The 23,803-nt window shown below is 64.4% G+C and carries 26 protein-coding genes and 1 tRNA gene; 6 read left to right on the top strand and 21 right to left on the bottom strand.

Annotation, left to right across the window (positions count from 1 at the left end):
* Positions 1-139: 139 nt before the first annotated feature.
* Positions 140-1,621 carry a serine hydrolase domain-containing protein gene (locus tag AAC014_RS07340; RefSeq protein ID WP_339706216.1) on the bottom strand — a complete coding sequence of 494 codons (1,482 nt, stop codon included), beginning with the start codon at positions 1,619-1,621 and terminating at the stop codon, positions 140-142.
* A 354-nt stretch (positions 1,622-1,975) separates the two neighbouring features.
* Here AAC014_RS07340 and bla point away from each other — a divergent pair, with 354 nt between their 5' ends.
* Complete coding sequence (gene bla / locus AAC014_RS07335; RefSeq protein WP_339706213.1) at positions 1,976-2,860, top strand: class A beta-lactamase; 885 nt, start codon at positions 1,976-1,978, stop codon at positions 2,858-2,860.
* Between the two features lie 10 nt (positions 2,861-2,870).
* On the top strand, positions 2,871-4,349 hold the full coding sequence (locus AAC014_RS07330) for an amidohydrolase family protein (RefSeq protein ID WP_339706210.1): 1,479 nt from the start codon (positions 2,871-2,873) through the stop codon (positions 4,347-4,349).
* Between the two features lie 63 nt (positions 4,350-4,412).
* Here AAC014_RS07330 and AAC014_RS07325 read toward each other — a convergent pair whose 3' ends face one another.
* The 9 genes from AAC014_RS07325 to AAC014_RS07285 form a co-directional block, all read right to left on the bottom strand.
* On the bottom strand, positions 4,413-6,383 hold the full coding sequence (locus tag AAC014_RS07325; RefSeq protein ID WP_339706208.1) for a serine hydrolase domain-containing protein: 1,971 nt from the start codon (positions 6,381-6,383) through the stop codon (positions 4,413-4,415).
* A 241-nt stretch (positions 6,384-6,624) separates the two neighbouring features.
* Positions 6,625-7,440 carry a THxN family PEP-CTERM protein gene (locus AAC014_RS07320; RefSeq protein ID WP_339706205.1) on the bottom strand — a complete coding sequence of 272 codons (816 nt, stop codon included), beginning with the start codon at positions 7,438-7,440 and terminating at the stop codon, positions 6,625-6,627.
* Positions 7,441-7,612: 172 nt separating this feature from the next.
* On the bottom strand, positions 7,613-7,942 hold the full coding sequence (locus AAC014_RS07315; protein WP_339706202.1) for an SMR family transporter: 330 nt from the start codon (positions 7,940-7,942) through the stop codon (positions 7,613-7,615).
* A gap of 68 nt (positions 7,943-8,010) precedes the next feature.
* The gene (locus tag AAC014_RS07310) at positions 8,011-8,862 is read right to left on the bottom strand and encodes a hypothetical protein (protein WP_339706199.1); all 852 of its coding nucleotides are present in this window, start codon (positions 8,860-8,862) and stop codon (positions 8,011-8,013) included.
* Between the two features lie 630 nt (positions 8,863-9,492).
* Positions 9,493-9,569: transfer RNA gene (locus tag AAC014_RS07305), tRNA-Arg, on the bottom strand.
* A 38-nt stretch (positions 9,570-9,607) separates the two neighbouring features.
* A complete protein-coding gene (locus AAC014_RS07300) occupies positions 9,608-10,060 on the bottom strand; it encodes a DUF1178 family protein (RefSeq protein WP_339706196.1) in 453 nt (150 codons plus the stop codon).
* Complete coding sequence (locus AAC014_RS07295; protein ID WP_339706193.1) at positions 10,057-10,881, bottom strand: carbon-nitrogen hydrolase family protein; 825 nt, start codon at positions 10,879-10,881, stop codon at positions 10,057-10,059. The genes AAC014_RS07300 and AAC014_RS07295 overlap by 4 nt, the downstream gene beginning before the upstream one ends.
* A 19-nt stretch (positions 10,882-10,900) precedes the next feature.
* Complete coding sequence (grxC, locus tag AAC014_RS07290) at positions 10,901-11,164, bottom strand: glutaredoxin 3 (RefSeq protein WP_339706190.1); 264 nt, start codon at positions 11,162-11,164, stop codon at positions 10,901-10,903.
* A gap of 22 nt (positions 11,165-11,186) precedes the next feature.
* Positions 11,187-11,966, bottom strand: a complete 780-nt coding sequence (locus AAC014_RS07285) for a ComF family protein (RefSeq protein ID WP_339706187.1) — start codon at positions 11,964-11,966, stop codon at positions 11,187-11,189.
* Between the two features lie 37 nt (positions 11,967-12,003).
* Here AAC014_RS07285 and AAC014_RS07280 point away from each other — a divergent pair, with 37 nt between their 5' ends.
* Positions 12,004-12,795: a class I SAM-dependent methyltransferase gene (locus AAC014_RS07280; protein WP_339706184.1), complete on the top strand. Its 792-nt coding sequence runs from the start codon at positions 12,004-12,006 to the stop codon at positions 12,793-12,795.
* Here the strand turns inward: AAC014_RS07280 and mutT are convergent.
* Positions 12,788-13,195: an 8-oxo-dGTP diphosphatase MutT gene (gene mutT, locus AAC014_RS07275; RefSeq protein WP_339706181.1), complete on the bottom strand. Its 408-nt coding sequence runs from the start codon at positions 13,193-13,195 to the stop codon at positions 12,788-12,790. The genes AAC014_RS07280 and mutT overlap by 8 nt on opposite strands.
* A gap of 116 nt (positions 13,196-13,311) precedes the next feature.
* Here mutT and AAC014_RS07270 point away from each other — a divergent pair, with 116 nt between their 5' ends.
* Together AAC014_RS07270 and AAC014_RS07265 are read left to right on the top strand one after the other, a co-directional pair.
* On the top strand, positions 13,312-13,485 hold the full coding sequence (locus AAC014_RS07270) for a Flp family type IVb pilin (protein WP_121047157.1): 174 nt from the start codon (positions 13,312-13,314) through the stop codon (positions 13,483-13,485).
* 205 nt (positions 13,486-13,690) lie between these two features.
* Positions 13,691-13,858 (top strand): Flp family type IVb pilin, encoded by a 168-nt coding sequence (locus tag AAC014_RS07265; protein ID WP_121047158.1) that lies wholly within the window; start codon positions 13,691-13,693, stop codon positions 13,856-13,858.
* A 63-nt stretch (positions 13,859-13,921) separates the two neighbouring features.
* Here AAC014_RS07265 and AAC014_RS07260 read toward each other — a convergent pair whose 3' ends face one another.
* The 6 genes from AAC014_RS07260 to AAC014_RS07235 form a co-directional block, all read right to left on the bottom strand.
* Positions 13,922-15,400 (bottom strand): M48 family metalloprotease, encoded by a 1,479-nt coding sequence (locus AAC014_RS07260; protein ID WP_339706176.1) that lies wholly within the window; start codon positions 15,398-15,400, stop codon positions 13,922-13,924.
* A 70-nt stretch (positions 15,401-15,470) separates the two neighbouring features.
* On the bottom strand, positions 15,471-16,058 hold the full coding sequence (locus AAC014_RS07255) for an ABC-type transport auxiliary lipoprotein family protein (protein ID WP_339706173.1): 588 nt from the start codon (positions 16,056-16,058) through the stop codon (positions 15,471-15,473).
* Entirely contained in the window at positions 16,055-17,008 is a 954-nt protein-coding gene (locus AAC014_RS07250) for an MlaD family protein (protein ID WP_339706170.1), read from the bottom strand. The genes AAC014_RS07255 and AAC014_RS07250 overlap by 4 nt, the downstream gene beginning before the upstream one ends.
* Positions 17,009-17,010: 2 nt before the next feature.
* The gene (locus tag AAC014_RS07245; RefSeq protein WP_339706167.1) at positions 17,011-17,805 is read right to left on the bottom strand and encodes an ABC transporter ATP-binding protein; all 795 of its coding nucleotides are present in this window, start codon (positions 17,803-17,805) and stop codon (positions 17,011-17,013) included.
* Complete coding sequence (locus tag AAC014_RS07240) at positions 17,805-18,950, bottom strand: MlaE family lipid ABC transporter permease subunit (RefSeq protein WP_339706164.1); 1,146 nt, start codon at positions 18,948-18,950, stop codon at positions 17,805-17,807. The genes AAC014_RS07245 and AAC014_RS07240 overlap by 1 nt, the downstream gene beginning before the upstream one ends.
* Complete coding sequence (locus AAC014_RS07235) at positions 18,943-19,860, bottom strand: SMP-30/gluconolactonase/LRE family protein (protein WP_339706161.1); 918 nt, start codon at positions 19,858-19,860, stop codon at positions 18,943-18,945. The genes AAC014_RS07240 and AAC014_RS07235 overlap by 8 nt, the downstream gene beginning before the upstream one ends.
* Positions 19,861-19,978: 118 nt before the next feature.
* Here AAC014_RS07235 and AAC014_RS07230 point away from each other — a divergent pair, with 118 nt between their 5' ends.
* Positions 19,979-21,337, top strand: coding sequence for a DNA recombination protein RmuC (locus AAC014_RS07230; protein ID WP_339706158.1), 1,359 nt, complete (start codon positions 19,979-19,981; stop codon positions 21,335-21,337).
* Here AAC014_RS07230 and AAC014_RS07225 read toward each other — a convergent pair whose 3' ends face one another.
* Genes AAC014_RS07225 through rapZ form a run of 4 tightly spaced genes read right to left on the bottom strand, consistent with a single transcriptional unit; the run spans position 21,338 to position 23,803 of the window.
* Entirely contained in the window at positions 21,338-22,141 is an 804-nt protein-coding gene (locus AAC014_RS07225; RefSeq protein ID WP_339706155.1) for an RNA methyltransferase, read from the bottom strand. It abuts the gene before it with no gap.
* Positions 22,141-22,392, bottom strand: a complete 252-nt coding sequence (locus tag AAC014_RS07220) for an HPr family phosphocarrier protein (protein ID WP_339706152.1) — start codon at positions 22,390-22,392, stop codon at positions 22,141-22,143. Before AAC014_RS07220 ends, AAC014_RS07225 begins: the two co-directional genes overlap by 1 nt.
* Before the next feature lie 53 nt (positions 22,393-22,445).
* Positions 22,446-22,850 carry a PTS sugar transporter subunit IIA gene (locus AAC014_RS07215; protein ID WP_339706149.1) on the bottom strand — a complete coding sequence of 135 codons (405 nt, stop codon included), beginning with the start codon at positions 22,848-22,850 and terminating at the stop codon, positions 22,446-22,448.
* Positions 22,847-23,803, bottom strand: a complete 957-nt coding sequence (gene rapZ / locus AAC014_RS07210; RefSeq protein WP_339706146.1) for an RNase adapter RapZ — start codon at positions 23,801-23,803, stop codon at positions 22,847-22,849. The genes AAC014_RS07215 and rapZ overlap by 4 nt, the downstream gene beginning before the upstream one ends.

The raw sequence follows: 23,803 nt of genomic DNA, 5'->3' as shown, positions 1-23,803 counted from the left end.
CCCTCTTGACGTGCTTGTGAAGGAAATCGCGCTCGGCGCGGCTGCGCGAGCGTCTGTTTCAAAATCAGAAAATCACCCAAAAATTTTCAGTTGTCTACATCGATATCCTGAATAGGACGATGTTTCTCTCTATAGGTTGCTATTTAACAACACGGTAAAGAACGTGTGGCTGCGACGAGAACGACATTTTCCGGTCGTTCTCCGGCCCGTAGAATTCAAGTTTCTCGAACGGGCCACCGTCGCGCGCTGCCGTAACCTGCTCGTAGAGCTGCGGGCCGATCTGTTCCCAATAGGTCTTGTTGCCGCGATTCTCCACGACGAGTCCGTGCGGGCCCGAGGCGCTGACCTTGATGTCGAACTCGGGCTGCGGCGGATCGCTGTAAGTTCGGCGGTTGGTGCGATAGGCGCCGACTGTCGGCGTGGATGTGCCGGTCCAGCGCGGCGCGGGGTTTTCAGGGAAAACGCGGCCGATAATGGCGTTCTGCAGCTCCGTCCGGGCGCCGTAGCTTCCCCAACCTCCCGTCGTGGAGACGAAGAAGCCGAAGTCCGCTTCGGGGGCGAGGACCATGAACGAGTGGAAATCGGCGGTGTTGCCGCCGTGGCCGACAAGGCGCGGACCCGCCTCGCGCACGACCATGTAGCCATACGCCATGCCCGGCAGGGACGGCGCATTCTTGTGCAGCGTTTCGCGCATCTGCTTCATGGTGTCCGGTTTCAGGATGCGCGCGTCGCCAAGCGCGCCGTCGCCGAGATGTGCGAGCATGAAGCGCGCCATGTCGGGGCCCGTCGCGGAGGCGGAGCCGGCGGGCATGATGTTCCCATAAAGCTCGAAAGGCTTGGCGACGAAGCGGCCATCCTTGAGATCGTAGCCGAGCGCCATGTTTTCGGCACGCGTACCCGTCAGCGGCTCGCGAAAGGTCGCGCTTGTCATTCCGAGCGGGCCGAAGATGTGGCGGTCGATATAGTCCGGGAAGGCTTCGCCCGAAACGCGCTGGACGATGTAGCCCGCAATCGCCGAGCCGTAGTTGGAGTAGGAGCTTTCGACGCCCGAGTCGCGGACGCGGGTGGGGATGTTGTCCTTGAGGAAGGTGCCGAGCGGAACGAAGCCGGCCGGGCTCTCCACCGTGATGCCGCCCCTGTCTTCAAGACCCGGCGCGTGGGTGAGAAGGTCGCGGACGAGGATCGGCTTCGCGTATGTGGCGGGAATCTTGAAGTCGAGATATTTGTTGACGTCGTCGTCCAGCTTCACACGCCCCTTTTCGACCTGCTGCATAAGCGCGGTCCACGTGAACAGCTTTGATACGGAGCCGGGGCGAAACAGCGTCTTGTCGCCATCCACCGGTATCTTCCGGTCGATGTCGGCGTAGCCGTAGCCTTTGCTGAAAACGATCTTTCCACCAGAGACCACGGTGACGACGGCGCCTGCCACCTCCCGCGTGGCGATCTGCTGTGCCATCACGCCGTCGATGAATTCGGGAAGCCCGGCAAGGCGCGCCGGATCGACGCTCGCGACGGATGCAGTCGGCGCCGCTGCGGAGGGCGTGGTTGCCAAGAGTGCCAGAGCAAGCGCAGCTCCGCCGAAAACACGCCGCATTGCCATGGACCGATTGCGTTCGCGCATCACCCCGACTCTCCCTTCCCAATGTTATGTTCCAGAATTTTGACATATCAGGATGATATTTTCAAATTGGGATTGTCAAAAAGCATACCTGCTTTTTCGGCCATAAATTTAATTCCATTTTATCAATCACATAACGAGATGCGTATCTCGTGTTGCAATTGAAGAAATTTACTCTCATTGTCCTGTACGGAGAATTTACCGCGCCAAGGCTGCGGCCTTCAAATTCCAACGAGGGAGGGAATGATGAAACGGAACGCCATGCGCTGGCTCTGTTTGCCGCTAGTTTTTACTGCATTGAGCGCGGGCGAGCCCGCTGCGGCGGCGCCTGCAACGACGAAGATTGTGGATTCGGAAGTGGCGAGGCTATCCGCGGGTGCGGGCGGCGTTGTCGGCATCGCGGCGTGGCGACTGGATGGGAAGGGCGCCCGTGTGCTGCTGAATGCGGATGCGGCGTTCCCGATGGCGAGCACGTACAAGGTGCCGCTGGCGGGCAAGATCCTCGACATGGTCGACAAGGGTGAACTCCGCCTCGACCAGATGCTCGATGTGCCGCAGGCGATGATGTCGCCGTCCGAGGTGATCGCCGATCGCTTCATCCATCCCGGTGTCAGTCTTTCGGTGCACAATCTGCTCGAATTAATGCTCACACAAAGCGACAACACGGCGACCGACGTGCTGATGAAGGCCGCGGGCGGCCCGGCGGCAGTGACGGCGTGGGTGCGTGCGCAGGGTGTGGACGCGATGCGCGTCGATCGGGATACGAACCGGCTGCTGCGCGATTTCTTCCGACTTGGCGAAGGCCCGCTGGAAGCTGCGTTCGAAACCGCCGCCAAGGCCGACCCCTCGCTTGCCACCAAGGGCGCGCTGCCGGATGCGGCGTTCGATGCAGATCCCAGGGACACGGCGAGCCCGGCGGCAATGGCGACGCTGCTCACGCGGATGTTCGCTGGAAAGGCGCTTTCCCCCGAAAGCACGAAGGCGTTCACCGCAATCATGGAGCGTTGCCGCACCGGAACCGCGCGCCTGCCCGGCCAGATGCCGCCCGGCACCACGGTTGCCCACAAGACGGGCACGATCGGCGGCACGGTGAACGACGTCGGCATGGTGAGCCTGCCCGATGGCACGGGGGTTGTGATCGCCGCCTATGTGAAGGCGAGCGCAGCGCCGGTTGCCGACCGGGAACGCGCTATCGCCGAAATCGCGCGCACGGTGCGCGACTATTTCCTGTTCGCGAATTGAGGAGGGGTAAATGAAAACTGCACTGTTTCTGGCGACCGCGCTTGCCGCGCTCGCCGCGCCGGCGCTTGCCGAGACGTATGATGTCGTGATCTCCGGCGGGCGGGTGATGGACCCCGCGAGCGGACGCGACGAGATCGCCAATGTCGGCATCACCGGCAACCGTATCGCCGAGATTTCCGCCGCGTCGCTCAAGGGCAAGCGCACGATCGATGCGCGCGGGCTCGTCGTCGCGCCGGGCTTCGTCGATCTCCATGCGCACGGACAGCACGACAAGGGTCAGCAGTTGCAGGTGCTCGACGGCGTGACGACCGCGATCGATGCCGAAGGCGGCGCGATGCCGGTGCAGGCGTTCGTCGGTGCGCTGAAAGGTCGGGCGCTCATCAATTACGGGGCGACCGCATCGCATCAGTGCGCGCGCATGGAAGTGATCGCGTCGGCGCCGTGCAAGGGTCACGGCGCAGCCAACGGAGCGACGGTTGCCGATCGCAAGGCCTATACGGCCTCCGCGACACCCGAACAGCAGAAGGCGATTGTCGCGGCGCTTGATCGCGAGGTTGCCGATGGTGCGCTCGGCTATGGGCTCGGCATCGAATACACGCCGGGCGCGGGGCGCAGCGAAATCTACGACATCTTCAAGGCGGCCGCGGCAAAGCGTGCGCCGGTTTTCGTCCACGTGCGCAGCCGCCCGCTCGATCCGGCGCCGGGCGTGCCGATCGCGGTGGCGCAGGAGGTGATCGCGAATGCCGCTATCACCGGCGCGCCGCTGCAGATCGTGCATCTGCATTCCACGGGCCTCAAGGATACGCCGATCCTGATCGACATGGTGAAGCACGCGCAGGCGCGCGGTCTCGATATCACGTCGGAAGCCTATCCCTACACGGCGGGCAGCACCGCGATCGGATCGGAGTTCTTCCGCGATGGGTGGCAGGAACGCTCCGGCATCAGCTACGGCGATCTCCAGTGGCCCGCGACCGGCGAGCGGCTGACGCAGGAGACGTTCGAGCGCTATCGGCGCGAGCAGCCGGGCGCGGCAGTGGTCGTGCACATGATCCCCGAAGACGTCGTCGATCAGATCATTGCCGAACCCGCGATCTCGATCGCGTCCGATGGTATGCCGTGGGTCACCTCCGGCGAGCATCCGCGCGGTGCGGGCACATATGCGCGCGTGCTCGGCCGCTATGTACGTGAACGTGGTACGCTCGATTTGATGGCGGCGCTGCGCAAGATGACGATCATGCCCGCGCGGCGGCTGGAGGGGATTTCCCCGCAAATGGCGAAGAAGGGCCGCGTGTCGGTTGGCGCCGACGCCGATCTCACGCTGTTCGATCCGGCAACCGTTGCCGATGTCGCGACGTTTGAAAAGCCGATGCAGGCCTCGCGCGGTATCCGCTACGTTCTGGTGAACGGCACCCCCGTCGTCGACGGCGGCAAACTGGCTCAGAAGGTCTTCCCGGGCGAGGCGATCCTCGGAACGGGCAAGGGCCGCTGAACAAACATCGGCCGCCGAACAAAAAAGGGGGGGGCGCTTTGCGGCGTCCCCCTTTTTTATCGATCAGTAATTGAGACCGTAACTCAGCAGCCCGAACGTCGTCGCTGCCCAGAGCGTGATGCCTGCCGCGAGGAGGAGCGCGATGCTCCACAGGCGTGATGCCCAGCGGCCTTGCGTCCATGCACTCCACGCGTTCCAGAGTGCGAGCCCCAGAAAACCGATGAAGCCGACTAGGCCGGCGGCCTGCAGCAGGATGACCAGCCAATCGTACTTGCCGTTTATGGCGGTGAAGCCCTGCTGCATCATCGCGCTGAAGATGAAGAGCCAGCCGGCACAGACGAAGAGGACGAGCACTGCAACGCCGCGCACCAGATGATAGCGCAAGCGCGCCCGCCCGGTGAGAGCTAGGGGAGCGCGGTATACACGCCGGGCGATCGCAGCGGCGGGCCATGACAGCGCCGTCAGCAGCAGCACGATCACAGCGAACATCATGGCGGGGTTCAGCCAGGCGGCATTCGCGTGCCAGGGTGCGGGCTCGAACACGACTGCTGCCGATCCGGCGTCGATGCTGAAGCGCTGGACCTTGCCATCCACGACTTTGGCCGCGAGCCGCTGCTTGCCGCCAACCTCGCGCCACACGAAGGGTGCGATTTCCTTCCACGCGCGCGGTTCGCCGCCCGGTGTCTTGAAGTTGGGGATCAGCAGTCCGCCATCCGGGCCCACCGTCACGGCGGTCTGCGAGGCGAAAGCGCCGGTACGCATGAAGCTGGAGTCGGAACGGCGGCTGGCGATGTAATGCCCCGCCATCATCCGGGCATGAACCGCGGCGGTTTTCGCATCCACCGTGCCGTCTTTGGGCGTGCCGGGGAAATAGCGATCCATGAAGCCGGTGATCAGTGCGTTGTGAATCGCGCTCGGCGCGCCGTCCTTCCCGACGCTGTTGAGCGAGATATACACGCCGACGTTTTGGTCGATCAGCAGCCAGAGGTAGGTGAAGAAGCGCTGTGTTCCGCCGTTATGGCCGATGATGCGATAGCCGTTCTGGTTCTGCTCGTAAAAGCCGAGCGCCATGCGGTTGAGCGGCGGGATCATGTCGAGGAAGGTGGTGTGCATCGTCTTCGCGGTTTCAGGCGAGAGCAGTGGCCCGCCGTTCGCGAGATGCGCGATCATGAACTTGCCCATGTCCGCACCGCTCGCCGAAAGGCTGCCCGCGGGCGCGGGTTCGACCACTTCGAAGGGCATCGCCTTGCCGGAAGCCGTCTGATAGCTTTGGGACATCAGCGGTTTCAGGGATGCCGGCAGCGGCTGACGGAAGGTCGAATGGGTCATGCCGAGCGGCATGAGGATGCGCTGGTCGATGTAGTCATCGAACGGCATTCCCGACACGCGCTCGACGATGTAGCCGGCAACCCCTGTCGCATAGTTTGAATAGGCAGGCGTCGTGCCCGGCGCGAAAATGCGGTTCGGGACCCAGCGCTTCAGCACGGTATCGAGCGGTGCGGGCGTTTTCGTCTCGTCGGAGATCAGCTTCCGTATCGACTCCTCGAAGCCTGAGGTGTGCGTCATGATGTTGCGCAGCGTGACCGGTTTGCCCTGGTAGGCGGGAATCTCGAAATCGAGGTAGGTGTTCACATCGGCGTCGAGGTCGAGCTTGCCCTCCTGAACAAGCTGCATCACCGCCGTCCACGTGAACAGCTTGGAGACCGAGCCTGGACGGAACAGCGTGTTTTCGGGATCGACCGGGGTGCGCTTTTCGACATCCGAATAGCCGTAGCCGCGCTGCGTCAGCACCTGGCCGTCCTTCACGACGACGACGACACCCCCCGCGACCGCGCCGCGCGAAAGAGCGTAAGGCATGAGGCCGTCGAGCCAGGCATCGACATCGGCCTTGGTAAGCGCCTGGGTATTCGCCGCCGTCGAAGGCGCTGTCGGCGGTGCTGAGGATGGCCCGTTTTCGGGAACCGGTGCGGCCGCTACATGTGCGGCAAAGGCCATGAGACCAAGAACGAGCTTCAGATGTTTCCGGATCACCACCACATGCCCCCCAAGCCGAAATCCATACGCCGTCGGATATCTTGCTGATCCTCTGGCGCTTTCCTGTATGGGATAAAATCATCCCAAATAGAAAATTGTCAATCCCGGTTGAGATCTCTCTGAAATGGTGCCGGGAACGCCCCCTTGCACGATCATCGGTAACGATTGGACTGGGCACACGAAAAGACCCGGCTCAGTTTCCTGAACCGGGTCTCTTTCGTTTTTAAGCGCTGTGCGGCGTTTAGGCGGCCTTGCGGCGGCGCGTGGCGCCGAGACCGACGAGGCCGAGACCGAAGAGCGCGAGCGCTGCCGGTTCCGGAACTTCCCGGCCTTCGATCGACAGCACGAACTGCGCGAAGGTCGTCTTGGCTTCCGCCGTCAGGAAGCCGAAGCAGCCCGCGGCCACACCAGCCGACGCGCAAGCTTCGTTGGAGAGGAAGCCGAGCGTCGGAGCCGATTCCGGATCTTCGAAGATGAACAGCGAGTAGGCCGCGCCGTCATAGGTGAAGTCGAACTGACCGAAGTCGAAGTCGAGCACGAAGATGTCGGCGCAGCCGGCGCTGTTGATGCCGACGCCCCAGGCGCCGCCATCGGCGCAGAAGCCGCCCGTACCCGCGTTGTTCGTCTCGATGAACGAGATGTTGAACGTGTGCTCGATCGGATCAAGTGCACCACCGGCCGGGTCAAACGGGGTCAGCGCGATCTTGATCGTCAGGTCGGCACTCTCCAGCGACTTGGTGCCGCCCGGCAGAACGTTGTTCTCGTGATAATATTGATCAGCGAGATTCCACAGGCCGTTGGTGTCAAGCATACCCGAGGTCGGGGTGCTGGTGACACCGATGGCGCTCGTGGCGCCGTTCGTGCCGCTCCACGAAATCCGCGTGGGGGTCGATGACTGCGAACCCGTGCCGCTCGCTTCGAAACCAGCGTTGGAGAACTCCGAGGTGACTTCGTAGGACCACGTGTTGACGAGCGCTGCCTGCGCAGCCGTCGACATTCCGGCCGCGGCGACGAGTGCCATCGCGGGCAGAGCGTTGTTGAGAACCTTGTTGCGCATTTGAACGCCTCCTGAAAACTGATAGCCGATAATCAGGGAAGCAAGTCGCGTGCCATTTGCGGCGTAGGTGAAGAAAGGGTTAATTTTCCGAGGTTAACGGGCCATGCGTTTCGGCGCTGAAAAAAACGCTCCGGAAATTGTAAAGAATTCCGACGACGCGCGGGGGCGCTACTCAGTGCACTGCGGCGCGGGAAAAGAGCCGCAGGACGACAACCCCGGCAAGGATCAGGGCGATGCCCACAAAGGCCGGCGCATCGAGCGTCTGCTTCAGGAATGCCCAGCCGATGAAGGTGATGAGCACGATGCCGACCCCCGCCCAGATCGCGTAGGCGATGCCCACGGGAATGTGCTGGAGGGCGAGCGACATCAGGTAAAACGACGTCGCGAAGCTGACGAGGACAATGAGCGTGGGCGTCAACCGCGTGAAGCCCGCCGTCTGGCTGAGTGCGGATGTGCCGATCGTTTCCGCGACGATCGCGCCTGCTAGATAGAGATAGTGCATGGAAACCGTCCTCCCCCCCGCTTATCCTCGAACCGGACCGGGAGTGGGGCGCAGGCCGAGGTGAACCGTCAAGCCTTTTCGGACACCGCCGTCGGCGCGCGAACGATATCCTCGCTGATCGGCTTCCCGTACACGATGAATTTTTCGGACTTGCCGTCGTCGCTCACGTAGAAGTTCGGGATCGTCAGCAGCGGGCGCAAACCGTAAAGTTCATAGATGCGCCGGGCGTGGCGGTATTTTTCGCAATCGGACGTTTCGAGGCAGAACCATCGTGCGCCGTTTCGTTTCGCGCGGTCTTCCGTCAGGCGCAGCGTCTGGAACACCGCATCCCGCCGCGCGCGCGCCGGATCGATGGCGCCCCAGGCGCCCCAGGTGACGTCGTGCCAGAACTCTGTTTCGTAAATGCCGGTAAGGCCGATGATCGCGCCGCTGCATTCCACGACGCTGAACTCGCAGTCCGACGAAACGCTGCGGCGTCCGCTGAAGCGCAGCCGCACGGGCGGCTGATGCGGGTTGATGAGCCTTTTCCGCTCGGCATAGAGGTAGATATGCTGGCCTTGCCCGTCGGGAAGGTGGCCCGCGACCCGAAAGCCGGCAGCCAGGAACTGCGGCGCATATCCGCGCTCGACGCGCACGACGAGCAATCGATGGAAACGCGGCCAACGGCGCATCGCCGCAACGGCGAGATCGATCGTGGCTTCAGACTGTGCGGCAAGATCGATCCACGCAACGTCGCGCCCATGAACGAAGGACGAGAGAAGGTCGAGTTTCACGGCTTCGCCGTCTTCCTCGATGTGGACTTCCCACTTGGCCCACATGGATGTGATCTGGGGAAGGCCCACCTTGCTGGCAAAGTGCCACAGATAGCTGCGCGCAACGAGGCCGACTTCGCCGCTGAAATTGTCTGCGGCGATTTTCATGGCGCGCGCAATATCGCCGACCTTCAGAGGCCTGATCGAATATTGGCTTAAATTCCGAGCTTTTTTGGGCTTCGGCGCTTTAACGGAAGGCTGTTTTTCGATGGGTTCTGGAAAATTGCAATTTGCGTTAATTCCAGAGTAACTTTCATTGTTTACATGATTTTTATGAACGCCAAAGGTCTCATTCGGATTGATGCTTTCCGTTAGACCCAGATTGTTCATTCTTTGACCCACCGCGAATTATTATTTTTTGAATTCGGTCCCGTGCATGGGCCGAACCCTGCCTGCTGCCACTCTGCTCGTTTGACCCAGAGTATTGACCGGCGTTTGTTAACAATCTCTAACTTTGTTTGGGCGCAATGCCCATACATGGTTCCGGGTGCGAGTCACGGTCGGTCCCTAGGAAAAAACGACTGGTCGTATTCCCCGCCCTCCCGCGTGATTCTGCGGAATCTTGCGCCTGGATACGGAGTCTCGATGCGTTCGTCGAAATGCGCTGGAAACTCGCAGCAGCCGGCTGTTGCAACCCGGCGGTCGAGACGGCGAAAACGACTCGATTTTCAAATCGGAAAAATCCCGCAAGGGATGCAAGTCGGACCGGCTGCCCAGGCGCCTGAGGGGCAAGAAGAATGGTGCCCCCGAGAGGATTCGAACCTCTGGCCTGCGGTTTAGGAAACCGTCGCTCTATCCTGCTGAGCTACGGGGGCACGCACGCCGGCATCAGTGGCGGCAGCGGGCAAAAATATCAAGCGTCGGTGCGGCCTGGGCGCGTGGGGAACAGCAGCGGCATCGCTTCGATGCCTTCATCGCGAAGCTGCGCCGCCTCGTCCGCGCTCGTTTCGCCGTAAATGCCGCGTGCGTCGGTTTCGCCGTAGTGGATCGCGCGCGCTTCCTCGGCGAAACGGCCGCCGACATACTCGCTGCTTTCGATCATGCTTTTCTGCATTTCGGCGAGCGCGCCCAGCATCTGCTTGATCCGCGTGTCTTCGCCGCCCGCCACGGGGACAGGGCGCGTGTCATCACGCGTGTTGCCCTTGGCGGGCACGGCGGGCGCCATCACCGCCTTGGCGATCTCGGCATTGCCGCAGAGCGGGCAGGAGAGCAGGCCGCGCTTTTTCTGCGTTTCATAGTCGCTCGAGGAGCCGAACCACGCTTCGAAGACATGGGCCTCGGCGCATTTCAGGTCGAAGACGATCACGGCGCGGCGATGTCCCTGCGGTGCTGGAGCACGGGAATACGGCGGCGCACGTCTGCGATACGTTCGAGATCGATCTCGGCGAAGTGGAGGCCCGGCTCTTCGCCCGCGTCGAGGAGGATGTCGCCCCAGGGGTCGATCACCAGCGCGTGGCCGTAGGTGGATCGGCCGTCCTCATGCTCCCCGGTCTGCGCGGCGGCGACCACGAACGATGCAGTTTCGATGGCGCGCGCGCGCAGCAGCGTGTGCCAGTGCGCGCGGCCCGTGGGGCGCGTGAATGCGGCGGGAAGCGCGATCACCTCGGCGCCTGCGCCACTCAGCGCATCGAACAGACGCGGGAAGCGCACGTCGTAGCAGATGGCGAGGCCAAGCGTGCCGACAGGCGTTTGAGCAAGCGCGACGCCGGCACCCGCCACGAAGCTCGCGGATTCGCGGTAATATTCGCCGGGCGCGGCCTCGACATCGAACAGGTGCATCTTGTCGTAACGCGCGCGGATCTCGCCCTTGTCGTCGATCACGAGGCTGCGGTTGACGAGACGGTCGGGATAGCGCGCATCGCGCAGCGCGAGCGAGCCGAGTGCCACCCAGATGCCCGTCTTCCGCGCGGCTTCGCGCACCGCGGCGAGCGCGACGTCATCGTCCTCGCCGCGTGCATTGTCGAAGAGGCGCGCGGTGTTCCGATCCAGCATCCCGGACATCTCGGGGGTGAACAGCATGGCCGCACCGCCTGCTGCGGCGGCTTCAATATAGCCCGAGAGTACGGCGGCGTTGACGGCGGAGTCCGTGCCGGACGTCATCTGGGCGATGGCGATGCGTGTCGTCATGGGGCTGGATATGGGGCGTTCAGGCGGTTTGTGCCAGTAGCGGATCGAGCTTGCCGTCAGCGTCGAGCTGCGCGAGATCGTCCGATCCGCCGATATGCCGCCCGCCGATGAAAATCTGCGGCACGGTGGTGCGGCCGTGCGCGCGCTGGATCATTTCGGCGCGGCGGCCTCCGCACAAGGTAATGTCGATTTCCTCGAAGGCGGCGCCCTTGGCTTTCAGCAGCGACTTCGCGCGCGTGCAGTAAGGGCACAGGAACTTCGTGTAGATTTCAATCTTGGACAAACCGCGATCCCTTTGGCTCTTTTCAGCCCTGTTCGACAGTATCATGGGTGACGCGGGCGAAAGTTACAATATCTATGCGCGCTGCCCCGGCGCGGCGAAGCACGCGGGCACAGGCCTCCGCCGTCGCGCCCGTCGTCATCACGTCGTCCACCAGCAGGATATGCGCGCCCTTGATGCGCGCCGCCGCGCGGACGCGGATCGCGCCGCGCACGTTTTCCGCGCGCTGGCGCCGCGACATGCCGCGGCTGAGCGGCGTATCGCGCACGCGGGCGAGCGCGGTTGCAAGCACGCGGAGCCCGGTGCGCCGGGCCAGCGCGTGCGCGAGCAGCGCGGCCTGATTGAAGCGGCGCAGGCGCAGGCGGCGCGTGTGCAGCGGCACCGGCACGAGGAGGGGCCGATCGGCGAGCATCGGCGCGGCGGCGCGGGCCATCATGCCCGCCATGATGCGCGCCAGCCCCGTGCGGTCGCCGTGCTTCAATGCCAGCACGAGCCCGGCGCTCGCCCCGTTGTATGCAAGCGCGGCGCGGGCGTGGTCGAATGGTGGCGGCGTTTCCATGCAGGCGCCGCAAAGCGCCGCGTCTCCCGCGCTGTATGCGAATGGCAGGCCGCAGCAGGCGCACATCGGCGCGGTGAGGAAATCGAGGTGCGACCAGCACGGCGCGCAGAAGCTGCCGTCCTCGCCCACGATCGCGCGGCACGAAGGGCAGCGCGGCGGCAGCAGCAGGTCCACGAAACCCGCGCCCGTTCGTTTCAGAAGCTGGAAAACCGCCCTCTCCATCGGCATGTCGTAGCAGCCCGGCATTGCGCTTGCAGCCTCCCTCGGACAAGAGGGGCCTTGCATGTCAGACCCCATCGAACCGTTCGATCGCACCGCGCGCCGCCGCACCCGTGATCGCGCCGCTGTCGATTTCGCCCGCTTCGCGTTCCTGAAAGACGCGCTTGCCGCCGATCTCGCCGAGCGGCTTGCCGAACTCGGATCGTCGTTCCCGCGCGTTCTCGATCTCGGGTCGCACGACGGGCGTCTTGCCGCGCTGCTGCCCGAAAGCGAAATGGTCGCGGCCGATGCCGGTTTTCGTTTTGCAAAAATAGCGCACGGCGTGATGTGCGACGAGGATCGCCTGCCGTTCGCGGTCGGCAGCTTCGATGCGGTGCTTTCGGCGGCCAGCCTGCACGGTGTCAACGATCTGCCCGGCGCGCTGGTGCAGATCCGGCAGGTGCTGAAGCCGGGCGGCGTGTTCCTCGCGGCCTTCGTCGGCGGCGCGTCGCTCGCGGCGCTGCGCGCGCGCCTGCTCGCCGCCGAGATGGCGCGCTACGATGGTGTTTCGCCGCGGTTTCTGCCGATGGTCGATCCGCGCGAAGCGCCGGGGTTGTTGCAGCGTGCCGGCTTCATCGAGCCGGTGGTGGACGTGCACCAGCAGACCGTCCGGTATCGCAGTGCCGCGTCGATGCTCGTCGACGCGCGCGGTATGGGGGAGAGCAACGTGCTTCATGCACGAAGCCGCAAGCCGCTGTCGCGCTCCGACGCTGCGGCTTTGCACATCGCGGCAGAGGCGGCTGCGGAAGCGGACGGACGGCATCCGCTCCAGCTCGAGATCGTCACGATGACGGGGCGGGCACCGCCGGTCAAATAAGCGCTGCGAGCGTGCCGATCAGTGGCCGGTCGGCGGGCGGCATATCGATCGAGAACAGGTCGTTCACGTGCTCCCAGCGCAGGCGCTGGCCGTCGTGCCCGTGCGGCGTGCCCTGCCACTTGCGGCAGACATAGAGCATCAGCACGAGGTGGAAATGTTCGTAGGCGTGGCTGGCGAAGGTTGCCGGGGCAAGACACGAGGCTTCCGTTGCGATGCCCAGCTCCTCATGAAGTTCGCGGATGAGCGCTGCTTCGGGCGTTTCACCCGCTTCCACCTTGCCGCCGGGGAACTCCCAGGTTCCGGCGAGATGCTTTCCCGCCGGGCGCTCGGCAAGCAGCACGCGGCCGTCGCGGTCGATGAGCGCGGCGGCGACGACCATACGGATCGGCAATGGATTCATTTGGTTAACCCCGCGCTTAGTCCGGCTTGTGTGATTTTGTTAACGCCTGACGGCTAGAACGGAGCGGCATCGACAATGCAAGTCCTGAATCCGTGTTTGAACTGAAGGTAGCGGCTATGCCCGAATTCATCCGCAAACTGGTTCGCCAGTCCGAGGGCGCGACAGCGATCGAGTACGGTCTTATCGCGGCGTTGATCGCCGTTGGCGCCATTTCCGGTTTCAATTCTTTCGGCAACGGCCTCACCAACATGTGGGGCAAGATCGAAAACAATGTGAAGTCCAGTTCCTAGCCATGGCGGCGGACGGTTTCAAAAAACAAGCAGGCCTTCGGGCCTCTTTTTTTTGACCCGAAACAATCGCTTCGAAAGTTAACGCATTTTCACCAGCCGCTTTAAGCAATTGGCAAGAGCAATGCGATAGTGATGCATTGCTGACCTCTTGGACGGGGACAGAGGAACTACCCGGTACGTACCGAATTGGTATAGGAGACAAGAAATGTCGTTTTTCCGTAAGCTTCGTAAGGAAGAGAAGGGCGCGACGGCCATTGAATACGGCCTGATTGCTGCTCTCATCGCGGTTGCGGCCATCGGCGCCATGGGTGCGCTCGGCAACGCCATCAGCCAGACGATGAACAACGCCGCGAGTGCGATGACCGACGCCTAAGCGTCGATCTCGCGCAAGCGAAACGAACAGGGCGTCGGGGAAACCCGGCGCCCTTTTCGTTTGTCAGCCGAACACCACGATCTTCACTTTTTCACCTGCGCGCAGGGTCGGGTTCGCCTCGCGGTTGTTCATCACGAGGAAGCGTTCGAGCTTGTAGTCGTCGAACGCCATGCGCCGGGAAATCGACTCCGCCGTGTCGCCCGGCTTTACCGTCACCACCTGGATTACGCGCTTGCGCAGCGCCGCAGCCTGCGCGTCGGTCAGCTTGCGGAATGAACGCGCCGTGGTGTTCACCACGTTTGCGACGTTCACGTTCGACGGCGAGACAAAGATGAAGTGATAGCCGTTGCCGCCGCCGAAGCGGTAAGCGACGACGCTGACATCGCGGTTGCCGCTTTGCGTCGCGACGCGCGCGGTCGCGGTTGCGGATTCAAGCCCGTTGATCGTCGTGCGCTGCACGCCGGTATACTGCGCCTTGTTGTTGCCGAGCACGCCTTGAAACACAGCGGAGATGTACGAATCGAGGCTGTCGCCGTCGGCGAGCTTGGCGCCGCTGAACTGGATCTGGGCCTGTCCGCCGGTCGCCGTCACCGCCGCCGCGCCGTTGCTCAGGTAGTAGCCCTGCGGCACCTCGAAGGCGATTTTCAGGACGGGGTGCGCGAACTTGTGACCCTCCACGAAGCCCTGCGCCGGATCGTCGCCATAGAGCATCCCGTTGACCGCCGCGTAATAATCTGGCGCATCCCGTTTCAGCTGTCCGCGCGCCACGCCCGTCGCCGCCGCCTTCTGCGTGGCGCGTTTGACGCGCGCGGCGGTCAGCGGGTGGCTTCGCGCCCACGACGGGATCTGCGCAGCCTCGTTCTGGCCGCGGATGCGCGTTTCCAGCGCTTGCTGATCGCCGAGCGACTGCAGGATTTCCGCCGCCGCAAAGGGATCATAGCCCGCCGCGGTCATGTAGCGGATGCCGAGATCATCCGACTGATACTCCTGATCGCGCGAGTATTTCATCGTCCATACCTGTCCGAGTTGCCCGGCAAGCTGGCCGATCTGGCTGCTGCCCGTGAGCACTGTAGCGAGGATCGAGACGATGCCGCTGCCGAGCGCGGCATTCTGGCGCTTCTTCGAATGCTGGGCATCGACATGGCCCACTTCGTGGCCGAGCACCGAGGCAAGCTCCGCCTCGCTGTTCATGATCGAAAGCAGCCCGCGCGTCATGTAGACATAGCAGCCGGGAATGGCGAAGGCGTTGACGACCGTGGTGTTGAGCAGCGTCACCGTGCATTCGTTTTCGGCCGCCGCGATGTTGGAGCGGACCGCGACCTCCTTGCCGATGCGCTTCACCATCGCCGTGCCGGGGCCTTCATAGGCGCCGCCGAACTCGGCGAGGATTTCCGGATGCGCCTGTGCTGCCTGCGCACGTTCGCTGGCGCTGATCTGGCGCGGCTTCTGCGCGTTCGCGCTCGTCCCCGGTCCGGTCACGCACGCACCGAGCACCATTGTGCTGAGCGCGATCCCCAAGGCCTGCTGCGCTTCTTTCCTCATACGGTTTTGTTCCTCAAAGTCCCTGCCATCCGTTAAACCGGCGACATGCCTCGCCGGTTCCCTGGGATCGTTACGGCTGCGATGCCGCCCAGTCTCCAACGCTCGCGGCGACCTCGTTGGCCGCTTCGTTCAGCGCACGGGCGACGGCGGGCCCGGTCTCGGCGTTAACCGGCCGCGTCGCCTCGAAGCTGTGGCTAGCAACATAGCCGGTTCCGGGTGCTGACAACATGGCATCGTAGCGAACACGCACCTGCGGCGCGCTGCGTACATCGAGCCCGAACTCGATCAGCCGGCCGGAAAGGCGGTGTGCGCCCGCGATATCGGCATTGCGCTCGTCGATGACTGGTCGGCCCGTGCGCGCCTGAACGACCTCTCCCAGCAGGCGCTGGAACAGCACCACCGGCTGTTCCACCCAGCTGGCTTCGGGAAGATAGGCAATCTCGGTCGCTTGCGTGGTGACCGGAATGCGCAGCGTGCGCAGTGCGCCCGGCGCGCTCGGGGTGGTCACGAGCAGCGGTTCGCCGGTCACAGGCTTGGGTTCACCCGTATCGGCGCGCACGGTGAGCAGCGAGTCCGGCGGCTCTCCGGCGCCGCCGATCTGCACCAGCGGCCCGCAGCCGGCGATCAGCAGCGCCGCGAACAGGGCGATCGGTTTCATCGGTCATCTCCGTCGGGCTTGTATTCGGGCAGCTTGCGGCCGCCGACGAGGGCGCCCGCGGGGTCTTCGTCGAGCTTGGCGGCGATGGCGCCGAGCGAACGCGACATTTCGCGCAGGTCGCCGACGAGGAGGTTCACCTCGGGCAGCGTGTGCGCATTGAACGCTTCGGCGCCGCTGCGCGCCGCGCGCGAGGTCGCCTCCAGTTCACTGAGCGCCGTTTCCGCGTGCTGCAGTGTCTTGCGGAGATCGGCGACGAGCGGCTTGCCCTCCTCATCGACGAGCTTGCTCGTGCTTTCTGCAAGCAAGGCGAGCGCTGCGGCCGTCTTGCGGGTTTCTGTGATCGCGCCGCGGATTTCCGTCACCGCCTCAGCGATGTCGCCATCGCGGCTGGCGATGGCGGTGGCGATCGTGTTCGCGTTCTTGAGGATGCCTGCGATCGAATCCTGGTTCTGCGGGCTCAGGACCTCGTTGAGCCGCGCGGTGAGCGTGCTGATGCGCTCCAGAAGCTGCGGCGCAGAATCGAGGAGCTGGCCGAGCGCACCAGGTTTCGTGGGGATCACCGGTGCTCCGTACGGTCCCGGTTCATCGATCGGCGGCGCGCCCTTGATCGCGCCTTCCAGCTCGACGATCGAAACCCCCGTGAATCCAACGCTGGAAACCGTCGCGACCGTACCCTGCAGGATGGGTACGCCCTCGTCGATCTCGATGCGGACACGCACGAAATTGGGCGATTCCGGCATCAGCCGGATTTCCTGGACCGTGCCCACCGGCACGCCGGAATAGTTCACGGCACTGCCGCGCGCGAGGCCGGAGACCGAGCGGAAGAAGATATCGTACTTCTGCCGGTCCGACGTGTCGACGCGCGCGATCCACAGGATGAACAGGAACGCGGCGATGAACAGCGCGATCGCGACGGCGCCGACGAGAACGTGGTTGCTTCTCGTTTCCAAAATCAACCCCCTGCTGCGACGCTGGCAAGCGCGGCGCGCCCGCGTGGACCGCGGAAATACTCCTGGACCCACGGATGATCGAAAGCCAGAAGTTCGTCGATAGTTCCCACCGTCAGCACGCGCTTGTCCGCCAGCACCGCGACACGGTCGCAAATCGTGTGCAGCGTGTCGAGATCGTGCGTGATGAGAAACACCGTGAGATCGAGCGCATCGCGAAGCTGCAGGATCAGCTGGTCGAAAGCCGCCGCGCCGATCGGGTCGAGGCCCGCGGTGGGCTCGTCGAGGAACAGCAGGCGCGGATCGAGCGCCAGCGCGCGGGCAAGGCCGGCGCGCTTCTTCATGCCGCCCGAAAGCTCGCTCGGGTGCTTGGGGCCGGCATCGGGCGGCAGGCCGACCATCGCGATCTTGTAGGCCGCGATCTCGTCCATCAGCGCGTGTTCGATGTGATAGAACTCGCGCATCGGCACTTCGATGTTCTCGGCGACAGTGAGCGTGGAGAACAGCGCGCCGTTCTGGAACAGCACGCCGAACTGGCGGCGCAGTTCCAGCTCCTCGAGCTCGCCAAGGCCGCTTACCCGGCGTCCGAAAATCTCGACCTCGCCGGCGGTGTAGCGCTGCAGCCCGATGATTGATCGCATCAGCACGGTCTTGCCCGTGCCCGATCCGCCGACGATGCCGATGATCTCGCCGCGCTGGACCTCGAGGTCGAGGTTTTCGTGGATCACCTGATCGCCGAAGCTGTTGCGAAGCCCGGTGACGCGTATCACGGGGCCGCGGCGTTCGTCCTGGAGCGCCATCAGTTCCATCCGATCGCCGAGAAGAACACCGCGAAAAAGGCATCGAGCACGATGACAAGGAAGATCGCCTGCACCACGGCGGCGGTGGTCCGCAGTCCCACCTCTTCGGCGTTGCCGCGCACCTGCATCCCCTGGAAGCAACCCGTGACGGCAATGACGAGTCCGAACACAGGCGCCTTGATAAGCCCGACCCAAACGTCGGTGAGCGGCACCACCTCCTGAATACGCTGCACGAAAGTCGCGGGCGGAATGCCGAGCGATGCCCACGTCAGCAACATGCCGCCGAGGATGCCGAGCATCGATCCGTAGAAGGCGAGCAACGGCATGGCGAGCACGGCGGCGAGCAGGCGCGGGATGACCAGAACCTCGATGGGCGGCATCCCGATGGTCCGCATCGCGTCCACCTCTTCGGCGAGCTTCATCGAGCCGATCTGCGCGGCAAATGCGCTGCCCGATCGGCCCGCGACCATGATCGCGGTCATCAGCACGCCGAGTTCGCGGAAGGTGATGCGCCCTACGAGGTTGATGACGAACACGTCGGCACCGAACTGGCGGAGCTGCACCGCGCCCTGCTGTGCGACGACGATGCCGACAAGGAAGCTCATCAGCCCGATGATGCCGAGCGAGGCGACGCCCACCGCCTCGAACTGGTTGATGAAAGCGCGCCAGCGGAAGGCACGCCGCGCCGCGATCACCTTGCCGAGTGAGACGAGCGTGAGACCGAGGAAAGAGAGGAAGCCGCCGAAGGTCGTCGCCGAAAAGGTGATCCACGCGCCGAGCTTTTCCAGCGTGCGGATGAAACCCGGCATCGGGTCGGGCCGGATCTTGGTCGGCTTCGTGTGGGAGCAGATTTGGTCGATCAGCTCTTCGGCCTTGCCGCTCGCGCCCGTCAGCCGAAAGGGGAGGCCCGCCGTCTCGCGCGCCGTGCGCGTGCGGTAAAGCACCCAGGCGCCCGCCGTATCGATGCGTTCGATGTCGGCGAGATCGATGGTGAGCGGTTCGGGATCGGCTTCGAGTTCGCGCAGCCTCCGCGAGATCGGATCGATGAAGCGGATCGTCATGCGGCCGGAAAGGTGCACCGTCCGCCCGCTGTCCGCGTGGCTTTCGCTGATCCGGCCCTCCGCGGGGGCCTCCGCCTCAGCCATAATGCGCAAGGCTCAGGCCGGGCCGGTCCCAGCGCGTTTTCGCGAGCCGGCCGGTGGTGGACAGCGTCACCCACGCATCCTGCATGTCCGCGCCGCCGAAGCAAATGTTGGTGGAAAGCAGATCGGGGAAATCCCGCCAGGTCTGCGCGCCCGTGGCGGGATCGACCGAGGTGATGCCGGGCTGCGCGACGAGCGTCGCCACGCAGATGTTGCCGTCCGCGTCGATCGCGAGCGAATCGAGGAGGGTATGCCCGCCGAACGCCGTGACGACGCGCCCCGGCAGCGCTTCAAGCGGCGAAGGCGCGACCTCGCCGGGGCCGGTGATGTCGAAGGCAAGCACGGTGCGTTCCATGGTGAGCGCCGTATACACGGTGCGGCCGTCGGGCGAGAGGCCGACGCCGTTCATGTTCGGGCCGTAAACCGCGCAGCGGATGCCGGAGCCGTCGGCCTTGGCGTAATAAAGCCCGCCGTGGTCGGTGGCGTGGTCGCGAATCTTGCCGAGGTCGGTGAACCAGAAGCCGCCGTCCGCATCGAATACGATGTCGTTCGGGCCGGAAAGCGCCCGGCCGTCGCACTCGGCATAGAGCCGTTCGACCTTTCCCGTTGAAAGATCGATCCGCTCGATGCGTCCGGTCGTGTAGTCGGCGGCGATGTGACCAGGGATCAGCAGCCCGTCTTGCCGGATCCACTCGAAGCCGCCGTTGTTGCACACGTAGAGAGCGCCGTCCGGGCCGATTGCTGCGCCATTGGGCCCGCCGCCCGGCGCGGCGATCGTCTCTGTGCGGCCGTCCGGCAGCACGCGCGTGATGCGGCCCGCCGCGATCTCCACGACGATGACGCTGCCGTCCTGCATCCACACCGGCCCCTCGGGAAACTGCAGGCCCTCGGCGACGATTTCGACTGCGCTCATTCCGCTCCGTCCTTCCGCTGCATCCTGTCCGCCAAAGTGCTTTCGATGCAAGGTCTTTGCTCCGGCGGGCAATTGCGCTAGCTATGAAGTTCCTGATCTGTTCACGTTCGGAGCACGCATGACGACCGTCCATGTCCTTGTCGCCCTTGTGGCGCTGCTTGCCGGCCTCGCCGCAGGCTGGTGGGTGTGGGGACGCGCGGCGGCACGCCATCGGGAAAAGTTTCTCGCGGCGATTCGCGATCTCGATGCCGCGAAGCGCGACGTCGAGGCGCTGGTACCGCTGCGCGCCGAGAACGAACGTCTGCGCGCGGTGGAAATCGAGCACGCCAGCTTCACCGCTGCGGCCGCCGAGCGGGACCGGCAGCACACCGAGCATCTGCGCCAGCTTGAAAAGCAGTTCGGTGCGCTGGCGCAGGACGTTCTCGACAAGAGCCAGGAAAGTTTCGTCAAGCGCGCCGAGGAAACGCTGAAGCGGCACCGCGAGGCGGCGAGCGACGGGCTGGAGAAGAACCGGGTGGCGCTCACCGAGCTTCTGCAGCCGGTGAAGGAAACCCTCACCCGCTACGAGACCAGCCTCAAGGAGATCGAGGCGGCGCGGCATGGCGCTTACGAAGGGCTGCGGGAACAGATCGGGCTGATGCGCGAGGGGCAGGAAAAGGTTTCCGGCGAGGCTGCGCGCCTTGTCCACGCGCTCCGCAATGCGCCCAAGGCGCGCGGACGCTGGGGTGAGCACCAGCTGCGCCGGGTTCTCGAAATGGCCGGTCTCTCGTCGCAGGTCGATTTCGCCGAGGAGGTGTCGGTCGATACGGCGGACGGGCGTTTGCGGCCCGACGCGGTCATCAAGCTTCCGGGCGGCAAGTCGCTCGTCATCGACGCGAAATGCTCGCTCGTCGCCTATCAGGACGCAGTCGATTCGGCAGACGAGGGCGAACGGACCCGGCATCTGAAAATCCATGCCGCCACGATTCGCGGCCATGTGGGCGCGCTGTCGCGCAAGGCCTATTGGGAGCAGTTCGAATCGACCCCGGACTTCGTCATCATGTTCATTCCGGGCGAAAACTTCCTCGCCGCCGCGCTGGAGGCCGACCACGATCTTTTCGAGGCGGCGTTCGCCCAGAAGATTCTGCTCGCCTCGCCCACCAACCTCATCGCCATCGCGCGCACCGTGGCGATGGTGTGGCGGCAGGAAAAGATCGAGGAGCAGGCGCGCGACATCGCGGCGCTCGGCAAGGAGCTTTACGAGCGCCTCGCGACGATGGGCGGCCACGTCGGCCGGCTCGGCAAGAATCTCGAAACCGCGACGAGTGCCTACAACGCCTTCGTCGGAAGTCTCGAAAGTCAGGTGCTGACCTCGGCGCAGCGCTTCCGCGACCTGTCGATCGAACCGCCGAAGAAGGAGATCGAGCGCCTGCCCGTCATCGAGGCCACGCCGCGCGCGCTCACAAAGCTGATGCCGCCCGCCGAAGCGGCCGAGTAGCTACCGCCGCCGCTGGTTGAGCACTTCGTAGAGCATCACCGCGCAGCTCACCGCGACGTTCAGCGAATCGGCCTTGCCTCGCATTGGGATCTTTACCAGCACGTCGCACGCAGCCTCGTAGTCCTCCGGCAGGCCGTGCTGCTCGTTGCCCATCAGGATGAAGGTCGGCGCTTCGTAGCGGACGTCCTGATAATCGTGGCTGGTGCGCAGGCTGGTGCCGACGAGCATTCCCGGCCCGGCGCGCAGCCATTCGAAGAAGGCGGCGCCGGTCGTCTGCACGATCGGCTGCGTGAACAGCGCCCCCATTGATGCGCGCACGGCTTCGACAGACCACGGGTCGCAGCTCTGGTCGAGCAGGATCAGTCCGCCCGCGCCGACGGCATCGTTGGTGCGCAGGATCGTGCCGAGGTTGCCGGGGTCTTTCAGCGACTGGCACACGGTCCAGACGTCAGCGGCGTTCCGGTCGAGGTCTTCCAGCCGGGCTTCGGGGATCGGGAAGACGCCGACGAGCGCCTGCGGATTGTCCTTGCCGGTGATCTTGTGAAGAATCTCGCGCGGCACCTCGATCGCCTCGCCGCCCGCCGCTTCACACTGTGCAATGAGCCGCCGAAGCAGCGCGTGCTCCGCCAGGTCTTCAGCGAAAACGAGCGTTTCGGCGATGCGCCCCGCCTCCGCCGCCTCCGCGACGATCCGCATCCCTTCCGCCATGAAGCGGTTCTCCATGCGGCGGAATTTCTTCTGCTCGAGCGACCGGATGCGTTTGATCGTCTCGTTGGAAAAGCTGGTGATACGGCGGGGCGCCATTATTCCTCGCCGAAGCGGTCCTCGACGAGTTTCACGAGCGCGGCGAGCGCGGCGTCCGCATCGGCGCCGCTCGCGACGATGTCGATCTCGTCGCCGGGGCTCGCGGCCAACATCATCAGACCCATGATCGACGTGCCGGTGACGCGCTGGCCATCCTTCTCCACCACGACGGCGGCGGTGAACTCGGAGGTGAGGGTCACGAATTTGGCGCTGGCGCGCGCATGGAGGCCGCGCTTGTTGCGGATGAGCACGCGCTGGCGGACGGCGACCGCGTCGCCGACAGGAACACCGTCAGAATCGTCGCTCAGGCGACCTCTCCCAGAATTTTCGATGCGACGGAGATGTATTTGCGCCCCGCCTCCTGCGCGGCCACGACCGCCTCGGAGAGCTTCATCTCGCCGCGCACGCTGGCAAGGCGGATCAACATCGGCAGGTTGACACCGGCGATCACCTCCACGTGGCCTCCCGACAGCAGCGAAATCGCAAGGTTGGACGGCGTCCCCCCGAACATGTCGGTGAGGATAACGACGCCGCGACCGGTGTCCACCGCCTTCACCGCGTTCGCGATGTCGGCGCGGCGCACCTCCATGTCATCGTCAGCGTCGATGCAGATCGAGGCGACGTTGTTCTGGGGGCCGACCACGTGCTCCATGGCCGCGACGAATTCAGCCGCAAGGCGCCCGTGCGTCACCAGCACAATACCGATCATGCGGGCAGTCTCTCTCCATGGTCCGCGAGCGCGAAGCCTTCGGCATCCACGCCCTCGCTGTGCCCGCTCATGTCGCGGTGCACGATGTTCAACGTATAGCCGGCGGCCCTTATCGTTTCGGCAAGGCGTTCGGCAACAAAAACCGACCGGTGGCGACCGCCGGTGCATCCGATAGCGATGGTCAGATACGCCTTGCCCTCGCGTCGGTAGCTGGGGATCAGCGACAGCACGAGGCCGGAAATCCGTTCAAAAGCATCGGCATAGGCCGGATCGGCAGCGACATAGTGCCCCACAGCCTCGTCTTTTCCCGTAAGCGGCCGCAGGTCCGGCTGCCAGTGCGGATTGGCGAGGAATCGCATGTCGAACACCATGTCGACGTCGCGTGGCAGCCCGCGTGCGAATCCGAAGGACATCACGGTCAGCGTCAGGTCGCCCCGCAGGTGCCGAGCGAATTTCTCGCGAATCGTGCGCCGGAGGTCGTGGACGCTGAAGTCGGTGGTATCGATGACGATGTCGGCCCAGCGCCGGAGCGGCGCCATCACCTCGCGTTCGCGCGCGATACCGTCCGCGGCCGGGCGGTCGAGCGCGAGTGGGTGACGGCGGCGCGTTTCCGAAAAGCGGCGAACGAGCTCGCCGCCCGCGCAATCGATGAAGAGCACGCGCGCATCGACGCCGTGCTCGCGCATGGTCTTGATGTGGGAAACGACCGATTCAGCGTCGAACGCGTGGGTGCGCGCGTCGATGCCCACCGCGAGCGGCCGGTCCGAATCACTGCCGGTCATAGTCTTGTCGTGCACCGCCAGCAGGCGCTTCAGTAGGGAGAGTGGAAGATTATCGACGACCTCGAAACCGTTGTCTTCAAGCGCTTTCAGCGCCGTCGAGCGCCCGGCGCCGGACATGCCGGTGACGAGCAGCAAGGGTGCGCGGGGAGCGGGGGGATCGGCATTGGCCAT

It is taken from the genome of uncultured Sphingosinicella sp. (assembly GCF_963974575.1).
Lineage (GTDB): Bacteria > Pseudomonadota > Alphaproteobacteria > Sphingomonadales > Sphingomonadaceae > Sphingosinicella.
The sequence above is the reverse complement of the archived record's forward strand: the minus strand, read 5'-3'. Positions and strand labels throughout refer to the sequence as shown.